Genomic DNA, 11970 nt, shown 5'->3' with positions numbered 1-11970 from the left:
AATCCCCAGCATTGTCTGGGGATTTTTTTATGGGTTTGATAAATTTAATGTTATAAAACAATAATAAGTATTTAATTAAGTTGTATATTGAGTCATGGTTAGTTTAACAAGTCTCCTTTAAGAAGTAGGTTGGCAGAAATATGAAAGAGCCTTTTTCAGTTGATAAAACAAAGCTTGATGTATTTAATCAGGACTTGTTAAATCAAAAGGTTATATTAAACGATCAATACCTCATTAATTTACAAACTTTTATTTATGCAGCCCGTTCCCTGAGTTTCCAAGTAGCTGCTGAATACTTGTTTTTATCACCCAGCGCAATTAGCCATCGTATTAGTAAACTGGAAAAACAATTAGGCTTTTTATTATTTCATCGTTTCGCTCGTAAAATAAAATTAACTAATGAAGGTGAACGCTTATATAGCGTATTAAAAGACAGTTTTGCCAAAATTAACCTAGAAATTCAAGATATTCGCAGTAATGAGTTGTCAGGTTCATTAAATATATTTTCCCATCCTAGTGTTGCGGAAGATTGGCTTATTCCTCGCTTAGTCGATTTTAGCCAACGCTATCCAGCTATTCAATTAAATATCCGCACAGGCAATGAACAGGCTAATTTTCAATCACAAGCTATTGATGTTGCGCTCTATTATAGTAATGGACATTTCCCTGGTTTTAATAGTGAATGCTTTATGGAGGAGGAGATTTTCCCTGTGTGCAGTCAGGCTTATGCGGCGCAGTATAATTTAATTAACCAACCCGAAAATCTTGCAAACTGTACTTTATTACACGATGCCAAAGCATGGCATTTTGCGGCACAGGACGCTGAATGGCATATTTGGTGTAAACAAATGCAAATAGAATTACCCACAAGTCGCTCAGTCATTACCTTTGATAGTTCAAGATCAGCCGCCTATGCAGCTATTTATCATGCAGGGGTTGCTATAGGGCGCTTACATTTGGTGCATAACTGGTTAGCAACAGGAAGGCTCATTACCCCTTTTGCCATTCCACCCTTAAAAACTTATTTTCATTATTATCTTGTTTGGCCAAGACTACACCATATTCCCCCCAAATTAAGGGTGTTTTTAGATTGGATCAAACAACAAGGTGTGCAAAGCGATAAAGAGCATAGCAATTGTTTTTAACTACAATAATGTCTGCTATAGATTAATCTTTTGCGTTTTAAAAAGTAGCAAGGTTCAACCTACCTGTCTTGCTAGCAAGATAAGTAGCCATCTAATCGATCTTTAATTTAATACTAATAAAAAATGATATAAGTCTACAGATGAAAAATATTCAATTATGCGCAGCAAATTTATCTTTTGTTGCCCAACTTTTAAGTAAGTATGATGTTTTTGTGGAAGATTTTTAGTTAGCTCATTACTTAAAATTGAATACTTGGGGGAAAGGGGTTATGTCAACTGCTATGTTAGTTGGTATTCTAATTGTTGCAATTGCAATGATTGTCATACTAATAGTGAAATGTAAATTACATGCTTCTATTGCGTTAGTGTTGGCTGCATTTTTTGTGGGTATTTCAACAGGGATGCCTATTGATAGTATACCTAATGTGGTCGAGAAAGGGGTAGGGGGTACATTAGGATTTTTAACCTTAATCATTGGTTTTGGCGCTATTTTAGGCAAGATGTTAGAAGTCTCTGGTGGGGCTGAGCGTATTGCAAGTACATTACTGGATAAGTTGGGTAAATCCCGTGCGACATGGGTAATGATGCTAGTAGGTTTTATTGCAGGTATTCCCGTGTTTGTGGAAGTGGGTTTTGTGTTATTAGTACCCTTAGTACTGGTGGTGGCAAAAGATGCAGGTATTTCGCGGTTAAAAGTAGGTTTGCCACTAGCTGTATCATTAATGACAGTGCATTGTATTGTTCCACCGCATCCTGCTGCCATGTCTATTGCTGCTACCTTAGGTGCAGATGTTGGTAAAGTCATTGTATTTGGTTTATTAGTGGGTTTGCCCTGTGCCATTGTGGGTGGCCCTCTTTTTGTTAAGTTTTTCTGTGGCAATGTGTTAGATAATGAAGCAGCTAGTCAAACAGCAACAACTACAACTGCCTCTTTAAATAAACAATTACCTAGTTTTGGCATTACTCTTTTTACTATTTTATTACCGCTACTTATTATGGTAGGTAAAACACTATTAGTAATTTGGGTAGCCGAAGGCTCAGCATTAATGCCAATGATTGCTTTTTTAGGTAATCCCATCACTGCATTATTGATTTCCGTATTTTTTGCTTATTGGAGTTTAGGTCTAGCCAGAGGCCTTAATTTAACCGAATTATTGAGTATTTCAGAAAAAGGTTTTACACCCATTGCAGGTATTTTACTGATTATTGGTGCAGGTGGTGCATTTAGTGAAGTGTTGGCTGTTAGCGGCGTTGGTAATGGCCTAAAAGAAGCACTTTCAACCTTGCCTGTTAGCCCTGTGGTATTGGCGTGGTTAATTGCCGCTTTATTACATTTTGCGGTGGGTTCGGCTACGGTTGCTATGATTAGCGCGGCAGGTATAGTATTTCCTATGCTCGCAGGTCACCCTGAATTAAAGCCAGAGGTAATGGCGATTGCTATTGGTGCAGGTGCTATAGCCTTAACGCAAGTAACCGATAGTTTCTTCTGGTTGGTTAAAGAATATCTCGGTTTATCAATGACAGAAACCATTAAAAGACTAACGGTATCCACTACATTAGCCTCTATTGTGGGATTAGGCGGTGCACTGTTATTGAATATGGTGCTTTAGGTTGGGGGATAAAATGAAAGAAATTCATGGCAAGACATTAGAACAATGGTACAAAGATTACCCATTGATCGAAGATTTAGTGAAATTACGTGAAGCGACTTGGTTTAATCCTGCTGTTAAAAAAACATCGGAGGCATTACCAGAGGTTGGCCTGACGGTTGAAGATATTAAGGATGCTGCGGCTAGATTAAAACGCTTTAGCCCTTATTTAGCTAAAGTTTTTCCTGAAACTAGAAATCAATTAGGTATTTTAGAATCTCCCTTAGTAGCAGTGCCTGATTATCAACAAGCGCTAGATAAACATTATCAGGCGACCTCTGTAGGAAATTTATGGTTAAAGCTGGATAGCCATTTACCCATTAGCGGTTCTATTAAAGCCCGTGGTGGTATCTATGAGGTATTAAAACATGCTGAAGAGTTAGCTATTCAAGCAGGTAAGTTGGCACTTACTGATGATTACAGTAAGTTAGCTGATCCAGAATTTAAAGCTTTCTTCTCACAATATGCAGTAGCTGTTGGCTCAACAGGTAATCTAGGTTTATCGATTGGCATTATGAGTGCTAAGTTAGGTTTTAAAGCTAGTGTGCATATGTCAGCAGATGCACGGCAATGGAAAAAGGATAAGTTAAGAGCCCACGGTGTTAACGTGGTTGAATATGATTCTGATTATTCTGAAGCCGTTGCTAAAGGCCGTAAGGAAGCTGAGAATGACCCCATGTGCTATTTTGTGGATGATGAAAACTCTAAAAATTTATTCTTAGGCTATGCGGTTGCCGCCTATCGTTTAGCTGGGCAATTACAAGCATTATCTGTAAAAGTAGACCAAGATCATCCGTTGTTTGTCTACCTCCCTTGTGGTGTGGGTGGTGGGCCAGGTGGGGTTGCCTTTGGTCTCAAAGCACAGTTTGGTGATGCAGTGCATTGTATTTTCAGTGAGCCCACTCATGCACCTTGCATGTTCTTAGGTGTTTATACAGGCTTACATGATCAAACTTCCGTACAGGATTTCGGAATTGATAATTTGACGGCTGCTGATGGTTTGGCGGTGGGTCGTCCTTCAGGATTTGTCGGCAAAGCAATGCAACACTTATTAGATGGATATTTCACCATCGATGATGATGAGATGTACCGTTTATTAGCCCTACTTGCTCAACAAGAAAAGATTTATATAGAACCTTCCGCCGCAGCAGGTATTACAGGAATCTATGATGTGTTGTGCGATAAGCAATATATTGAACGAATGCAATTTACACCTAAACAATTGCAACAAGCTACCCATATTGCTTGGGTTACTGGGGGCAGTATGGTGCCAGAAGCTGAAATGAAGCAATATATTGCTAAAGGTGAAAGCTTACTTAAGTAAGATATTTAAGTAGTTTTTAGCTATTAAAAATCCCTAGCCTAGGCTGGGGATTTTTACTGGTTAGTTATAAACTATGAATATATCTATTTTGGTTAGTTGAGAATAATCTAAGGCCATCCACTACTATCAAAAAGCGGCTGAATTAGGCGATACTGATGCATTAATTCGTTTAAGTTATGGATATGCTAAGGGGTTGGGTGTTGCTCAAGACTCTGAAAAGGCAAGAGAACTATTACAGAAAGCTGCTGATGCAGGGAGTTTAAATGCTAAAGAGCACTTGGAACTCAATGGACAAAAGTGAATAGTTAGCAGTATCTGAGTTGTATTATTTAGGAACGGGTAATTAAAAAATAGATAAAAAAATCCCCAGCAAGCTGGGGATTTCTTTTGTTTTTAGCATGAGAGATTATTTTGCTTAAACAGGGCGGCAAGGCTACACAAAAGTGTTAATTTTTTGCCAAAGAGCCATTTTAATTAGGTTGGTTTATTACGTATATAATAAACTTATACGCATAATTAAATAACTCTATTGATAGGCTTTAAGAAAATAGTTATCCAACATGAAAAAATAACTATTTTAGATAAAACACCATCAATCTTAGAATCATTTTAACTAGTTTAAGTAATCAAAAAAATACGACTTTTGATTAGTAAAAACTAGTATGATCTCAGTGGTAAATACAATACACTATCTAATCAGTGCTGAAAAGAATGATTATCAGATACAAGTCATTCTGAAAATCAGATAATGGTGATTATAATGCCTCTTTCATTACGACAAGTTCGATATTTTGTAGCAGCAGCAGAAATAGGCCAGGTTTCACAGGCGGCGATGTATTTAAATATATCTCAATCCTCAGTGACTACTGCTATTCAAGAGTTAGAAAGACTTTTAAACGCGCAATTGTTTGTACGTACACCACAGGGCATGGTGTTAACAGATAGTGGGCGACATTTTTTAAATCATGCTTATGCTATTTTAGGGGCTGTAGAGGATGCATTAAATGACCCCGCACCCGCTAATAGCCTCACAGGCAGTTTAAATATTGCAGCTAGTTTTACCATTATGGGTTATGTTTTACCTTATCATATAAAACGTTTATCTTTAGCCTATCCTAATTTAAAAATTAAATTACATGAGTGTTCGCATCATCAAATAGAGGAAGGGTTGCTAAGTGGCAAGTTTGATATGTCATTGGTGTCTGTTTCTAATATTGCTTCAGATAAGATTGTGGTCGAGAATTTATTAAATTCGCCTCGGCATTTATGGTTGCCTGCTAAACACCCCCTTGCAGAAAAAGATAGTATTAGCTTTGCAGATATTGCTGATGAACCTTATATTTTATTAAGTATTGATGAGGCAGAGAAGGTAGGCGAGTTATATTGGAAACAACACAATCACCCATTAAATGTTTGTTTAACCACTATTTCTATTGAAGCAGTAAGAAATATGGTGGCTAATGAGTGTGGTATCACCATATTATCTGATATGGTGTATAGACCGTGGTCGCTAGAGGGTAAGCGTATAGTTACCAAAAATCTAGTAACGCCTGCGCCATCATTAAGTATCGGTTTAGCATGGTCTGAGGATATGGAAATGACACCTAGTAGACGTTGTTTTCAAGAGTATTTTAGACGGACTTATTTAACACCACAGGTAGTGGCTTCCCGTTATTAGCAACAAAGTAAATAGCACTTGCAAGCTATTGTATGGAAGAGATTATGCAAGTGCTGAGTATTTTAGGGGAGCTAAGAGGTTATTTAAACATCAGCAGCCTAAGGCCATTAAATACGACTAATAAACTAACACCTATATCTGCAAATATCGCCATCCAAAGTGTGCCAAAGCCTAATAGAGTAATAATTAGGAAAAGCAATTTTATAGCAATAGCAAAACTGATATTTTGGATAAGAATATGGCGTGTTGCTTTAGATAAGCGAATAAATAAGGGCAGTTTTCTTAAGTCATCATCCATTAATGCCACATCGGCGGTTTCAATGGCTGTATCTGTACCTGCTGCACCCATAGCAAAACCAATATTAGCACGGGCTAATGCAGGTGTATCATTAATGCCATCACCTACCATGCCAATGCTTTGACCTTGCTTAATTTTTAATTCGATGGCGGTTAATTTGTCATCAGGTAGTAAGTTTGCTTTAGCTTCGTCAATACCGACCTGCTGCGCAATAGCATTGGCAGTATATTGATTATCACCTGTTAACATCATGACTTTGATGCCCAAACGATGCAGTTCATTGATCGCTTGTTTACTGGTTTCTTTTAGTGTATCTGCCACTGCAAAGATAGCAATTACTTGAGTTGATGTAGCTAATAAGGTGGTGGTTTTACCTGCTTTTTCTAGTAGTTGTAACTGTTGGCTTAATGGTTCTGTAGCTAACCCTAGTTCTCGAATTAATCGATAATTACCCAAGTAATACTGTTGCCCATTAATGATACCCTGTGTACCTTGCCCAAGTATGGCCTCAAAATTTTCTACGGTAAGTAAGGGAGATAGAGTGGCCTGAGCAATAGCTATAGACACAGGGTGATCTGAATGGCTGGCTAGGCTACCTGCAATTTGTTGCGCATTTATCTCAACTAATGCTTGATAATCAGTTTGTGATGGCTTGCCAGCTGTTAAGGTGCCTGTTTTATCAACAGCTAACCACTGTAATTTACTTCCTTGTTCAAGGTAGGTGCCACCTTTAATAAGTATACCTAGTTTGGCTGCGCGAGTAAGACCGCTAACAATGGTAACAGGGGTGGAAATCACCAGCGCACAAGGGCAAGCAATAACCAATAATACTAATGCTTTATAAATCCAATCAATCGTAAATTGGTTTGTATAAAGCCATGCAGGTATGGTTATTAACGCTATTACTAAAGCGATAGCAACAACAATTGGGGTGTAATATTTAGAGAATTGATCCACAAAACGTTGGGTGGGCGCACGACTACTTTGTGCTTCTTCCACCCGTTGGATAATACGGGCAAGGGTAGTATCATTAGCAACACGTGTTACTTTAAATGTAAAGGCTTGGTTACCATTAACCGTACCAGCAAACACAGGATCGCCTACGGTTTTTTCCACAGGCATGCTTTCGCCTGTGATTGCTGCTTGATCAATAGTGGTTTGGCCGCTGATGATTTCTCCATCAAGGGCGACGCGCTGACCTGGTTTAACACGAATAATACTGTCTAATGAAATTTGCTCAGCTGCTATTGTTTGCCATGAGCCATCTGCTTGTTGAACTTCTGCTGTGGTTGGCGCAAGTTGTAATAATTCCCCAATGGCATTGCGCGCCCGTTGTAAAGACAGTGTTTCTATATATTCAGCCAAAGTAAAAAGCACAATCACCATGGCGGCTTCTGGCCATTGCCCAATAAAGATAGCCCCTGTCACTGCAATACTCATCAGTGCATTAATATTAAGGGCTTTGTTTTTAAGGGCAATAAAGCCTTTGTAATAGGTGGGTAGACCTACTAATGCGATGGTGCAAAGAGAGATGATAGCTACTAGTAGTGTAGGCATGGCTAAATAATGCATTATTTCAGCAGTAAAGGCTAAAAAGCCTGCGATAATAAGCATAACAGTGGATTTAAAAGAGGTATTTACATGCATGATTTGCGAATTGTCATAAGGTACGGCTTGCATACCTAATTCAGCAATTAGATGTTGTAGCGGTTCGATACTGGTATAACTGTGACGAACTTTTAATACCCGCTTTATAAGATTAAACTCTAATTGTTCTATGGCAGTAATGTCCTTAAACTTATCACGAATAAGACGTTCCTCTGTTGGACAGTCCATATCCTTAATAAGTAGACTATCCCAGCGTGCTTGGGAAGTAGTAAAATCTAGGTTATCAGTAGATTTTGCTTTATTTTCTACAGGGTTATGTTTATGCTCGCAAGCATGTTGATGGGTATGGTTTGTCATAGGTTAGTCCCATTTTTAACAGACGGTATTACAACTTATAGTCTATTAAAAACCTTATAGTAGCTATAGGGTCAAGTTATTTATAATTTTTATTAACAAATAAGTACGATATTTTTATGATTACATATCATTACCTTGAAGATGGTTTATTAAGAACACAGGTAGCTCAAGAGTTAGATGCAATTCCTAAGGATACTATATGGATTGATTTATTGCGTCCTACACCTGAGGAAGAGCATTTCATTGAGAAGAATTTGGATATTGAGATTCCATCGCCTGAAGAAATGGCTGCCATTGAAGACTCGTCACGTTTCTTTGAGAATAAAGACAGCCTTTGTATGATTGTTTCAGTGGTGAGTGGTAGTCAAAGCATGAATCCTTCTTTAACGGAGCTATCATTTATACTCACTAAAAAGGAACTTGTGTGTGCTCATTATGGCGAGTTAACGTCTTTTCGTTCCTTTGAAACACAATACGCACGACAGCCACAGATTTTTAAAACAACCGATGTGTTGATGATGGTATTAGTCGATACAGTGGTTGATCGAATTGCTGATATTCTGCAGAAGTTACAGGATAATCTGAATTGTCTTTCAAGGGATATTTTTGATGAGTCAGAAGGACAACATACAGAAGATTTACAGAGTACGGTTAAGCAGTTAGGTAAATATAATTCTTTATTAGCCAAATTAAGTGATAGTTTGTTAAGTATTCGTCGTATGTTGATTTTTTGTAAACAATCGGGTGATTGGTTAACGGCTGGCAGTAAAACACAAATCAAATCAATTGAGCAAGATATTGATTCATTAGCCGAATATCATGCCAGAATGTCCAGTGAAATTACTTTTTTACTGGATGCTACCTTAGGGTTAATTAATATTGAGCAGAATAGTATTATTAAAGTATTTTCCATTGCCGCAGTGTTGTTTTTACCACCCACTTTGGTGGGTACTATTTATGGCATGAACTTTCATGATATGCCAGAGTTAGACTTTAAGTTTGGGTATCCTATTAGTATTGTATTAATGATCCTGTCATCGTTGGCTTGTTATATTTGGTTTAAGATTAAACGATGGCTGTGATATGACTCAGTTATTCAATAGTCATTGTAGGATTAGCAAAGGCTGTTTTATGTTGAGTTTATAAAATAAAACAGCCTTAATAATATGCTTATTATTTTGTAGTGGGTAATGAAGTTACTGTAGGATCATAGAAATCCAGTAAAATATCATCAAGCACTTCGGTAGCTCCCCAAGGTTTAGGATCATTAAGAATAGCGACTATCGCCCATGTATCGTTATGCTTATCGCGAATATAACCTGCAATTGCCCTTACATTATTTAATGTACCTGTTTTGATATGGCCTTTACCTTTAAGATCGGTTTTTTTCAGGCGTTTATGCATGGTGCCATCAACACCAATAATCGGCATGGAGGATATAAATTCTGCTGAATAGGGACTTTTCCAAGCCATTTTGAGTAGTTCTGACATTTCCCGTGCAGTAATACGTTCTTCCCTTGATAGGCCAGAACCATTTTCCATTTTTAATTGACTAGAGTTTACCCCTTTACTAATAAGCCAATCATAAATTGTACGATAAGCCGCAGCGGCATCGTCTTCATCGGTGGCTTTACGATTTCTAGCACCAATGGTTAAGAATAATTGTTTAGCCATGGTGTTATTACTAAACTTATTAATATCTCTAATCACTTCTACTAAATCAGGTGACCAAACTACCGCCAATGGCTTAGCATCTTTAGGCATAATACCAATGGAGTTTTTACCATTTATTTTACCGCCTAGCTCTTGCCAGAATGAACGCACAATATTAATGGCGTAGCGGTCATGGTCAAACAATGAAATATATTTTTGTACAGGACAGTCTTCAACAATATTGCCTGATACCGTCAATGTTACTGTGCCATTAGCTTGTGTCACAGGATCATATTCAATATCTGGAATAGTAGGGCAGCGTCCTTTTGCTTTGGGTTTAATAATTTGTAAGTTGTTTACAAGACGAACATCTTTAAGTGGCGGTTCAACCACAATTTGAACCTTTTGATTATCAGTATGGCTGATAATACGAATAACTTTAAAGTTAATTAATAAAGAATCAGGTGATACAAGATAAGGTCGGTAGCTTTCATTGCTATCATCTAAGAAAACCTTTTCTTCTGGCAGATTAAAATAACTACGATCGAGAATTAAATGACCTGTTACTGATTTTACTCCATTGTTACGGAGTTCTCTTAATAATAGCCAAAGTCTTTCCATATTTAGTTTAGGATCACCACCACCTTTTAAATAAAGGTTACCATGCACTACACCGTCTTTAACTTCACCATCTGTGAAAAAAGCAGTACGCCAACGAAAATTAGGTCCTAATAACTCTAAAGCCGCATAGGTAGTAAATAGCTTCATGGTAGAAGCAGGATTCATGGAAACATCTGCGTTTACATAGGTGGCTTTGCCTTTACCTGTTAAGGGTATAGCTACTAATGATAAGGCTTCGGGGGGAATTTTATTGGAAGCCAATGATTTATTAATATTCTCTGAGAAACGGGTATTGGTTGTTTGCGCTGTGGCTGAAAATGTAGCCAATGAAAATAATAGGACAAAAGAAGTAACACGGAATAAGCTAGTCATGAGCAACTCAATGTATAGTTAGAATATTTTATTTATAGAAATTAATTAATCATGTTAAAGAATGGCATTAGACCTGTAAAGCTAGCAAAAGGTTTAATGGATAACTAAAATTTTATTAACAAAGGAGGATAGACTGCTCCTGCTAGAACAGTCTACAAGGATTAGTCACGATCAATAGTGAAGGCTGACCATGCTTGACGCACAGGCATAATTTCCACCCGATTGTAGTTAATATGGTTGGGTAAGGTAGCAATATGATAAATTTGCTCAGCAATATCTTCTGCTTGTAGTGGTGCAGTACCACGGTATAAATTATCAGAGGCCTGTTGATCGCCTTTGGTACGCACTAAAGTAAATTCAGTTTCAGCAAGTCCTGGTGCAATATCGGTTACTCGGACGCCTGTACCTATTAAATCACAACGTAGGTTATAGCTAAATTGTTTAACAAACGCTTTACTCGCACCATACACATGGCTGCCTGGGTAAGGCCATTGGCCTGCAATTGAACCTAGGTTGATAATGGAAGCACCTGCCCCTGTTGCAATAAGGGTCGGTAGTAAGCTGTGAGTAACGTTTACTAAACCTGTTACATTGGTATCAATCATCGTATGCCAATCTTCTAATGCCACCTTTTGGGCGGGCTCAGGGGCTAAGGCTAAACCAGCATTGTTAATTAGGGCTTTAATTTGCTTAAATTCAGTGGGTAGTTCTGCTACGGCTTTTTTCACTGCATCAGCATCACGTACATCAAGTTGAATGATATGTACTGGTACTTGGCTCAACTCTTGTTTAAGTGCTTCTAAACGTTCTGCTCTACGACCAGTGAGAATTAATGTCCAACCTGCTTTGGCAAAGCGACGAGCTGTAGCACGACCGAAGCCTGAGGTAGCTCCTGTAATAAAAACAATATTTGTCATGATCAATTCCTTAAATGTTTATACAGCTATTAAAATACAAAATGACAATAGCGGCTAGTACAAATGATACTTTATAGACAATAAAAACAACTTAATAGTGCAATTGCTGGATAAAATATTAGTCTATATTTTAATAATGTGCTTTTGAGTAGGGTAACTTTATTTTTGTTATAGATTGTTTTATGCTTTCACCAAATAAAGCTTTAAGGTATTGCGAGTTATGCCAAAAATAACCATTGTATTAGTTGCGTTTATTGCTGCGCTTATTTGGGTTTTTATAATAAAAGGTGATGGAAAAACAGCCACAAATTTAACTGATACGACAACAGAACAAGTTGCTAAGTAGTT

10 protein-coding genes are annotated in these 11970 nt (G+C 37.7%); 7 read left to right on the top strand and 3 right to left on the bottom strand.

Annotation, left to right across the window (positions count from 1 at the left end; genetic code table 11):
* Positions 1-140: 140 nt before the first annotated feature.
* From dsdC to JHT90_RS10560, 5 genes are all read left to right on the top strand, one after another.
* Positions 141-1145, top strand: a complete 1005-nt coding sequence (dsdC, locus tag JHT90_RS10585) for a DNA-binding transcriptional regulator DsdC (RefSeq protein ID WP_201090739.1) — start codon at positions 141-143, stop codon at positions 1143-1145.
* 269 nt (positions 1146-1414) lie between these two features.
* Entirely contained in the window at positions 1415-2755 is a 1341-nt protein-coding gene (locus tag JHT90_RS10580; protein WP_201090738.1) for a GntT/GntP/DsdX family permease, read from the top strand.
* Between the two features lie 13 nt (positions 2756-2768).
* Positions 2769-4118, top strand: coding sequence for a D-serine ammonia-lyase (gene dsdA, locus JHT90_RS10575; protein WP_201090737.1), 1350 nt, complete (start codon positions 2769-2771; stop codon positions 4116-4118).
* A 193-nt stretch (positions 4119-4311) separates the two neighbouring features.
* Positions 4312-4419 carry a hypothetical protein gene (locus JHT90_RS15330; protein ID WP_201090736.1) on the top strand — a complete coding sequence of 36 codons (108 nt, stop codon included), beginning with the start codon at positions 4312-4314 and terminating at the stop codon, positions 4417-4419.
* Between the two features lie 459 nt (positions 4420-4878).
* Positions 4879-5796 (top strand): LysR family transcriptional regulator, encoded by a 918-nt coding sequence (locus JHT90_RS10560; RefSeq protein ID WP_201090735.1) that lies wholly within the window; start codon positions 4879-4881, stop codon positions 5794-5796.
* A gap of 79 nt (positions 5797-5875) precedes the next feature.
* Here the strand turns inward: JHT90_RS10560 and JHT90_RS10555 are convergent, their stop codons facing one another.
* A complete protein-coding gene (locus tag JHT90_RS10555) occupies positions 5876-8059 on the bottom strand; it encodes a heavy metal translocating P-type ATPase (protein WP_201090734.1) in 2184 nt (727 codons plus the stop codon).
* A gap of 116 nt (positions 8060-8175) precedes the next feature.
* Between JHT90_RS10555 and JHT90_RS10550 the strand changes: the two genes are divergently transcribed.
* A complete protein-coding gene (locus JHT90_RS10550) occupies positions 8176-9141 on the top strand; it encodes a magnesium transporter CorA family protein (protein ID WP_201090733.1) in 966 nt (321 codons plus the stop codon).
* Positions 9142-9232: 91 nt separating this feature from the next.
* Here the strand turns inward: JHT90_RS10550 and dacB are convergent, their stop codons facing one another.
* Both dacB and JHT90_RS10540 read right to left on the bottom strand, forming a co-directional pair.
* A complete protein-coding gene (gene dacB / locus JHT90_RS10545) occupies positions 9233-10705 on the bottom strand; it encodes a D-alanyl-D-alanine carboxypeptidase/D-alanyl-D-alanine endopeptidase (RefSeq protein WP_201090732.1) in 1473 nt (490 codons plus the stop codon).
* A 161-nt stretch (positions 10706-10866) separates the two neighbouring features.
* On the bottom strand, positions 10867-11622 hold the full coding sequence (locus JHT90_RS10540; RefSeq protein ID WP_201090731.1) for an SDR family NAD(P)-dependent oxidoreductase: 756 nt from the start codon (positions 11620-11622) through the stop codon (positions 10867-10869).
* Positions 11623-11842: 220 nt separating this feature from the next.
* On the opposite strand from JHT90_RS10540, the gene JHT90_RS15325 reads away from it, so the two are divergent.
* Complete coding sequence (locus JHT90_RS15325) at positions 11843-11968, top strand: hypothetical protein (protein ID WP_269090262.1); 126 nt, start codon at positions 11843-11845, stop codon at positions 11966-11968.
* The last annotated feature ends 2 nt before the right edge of the window (positions 11969-11970 follow it).

The sequence above is a fragment of the Entomomonas asaccharolytica genome (genome assembly GCF_016653615.1).
Classification (GTDB): domain Bacteria; phylum Pseudomonadota; class Gammaproteobacteria; order Pseudomonadales; family Pseudomonadaceae; genus Entomomonas; species Entomomonas asaccharolytica.
The sequence above is the reverse complement of the archived record's forward strand: the minus strand, read 5'-3'. Positions and strand labels throughout refer to the sequence as shown.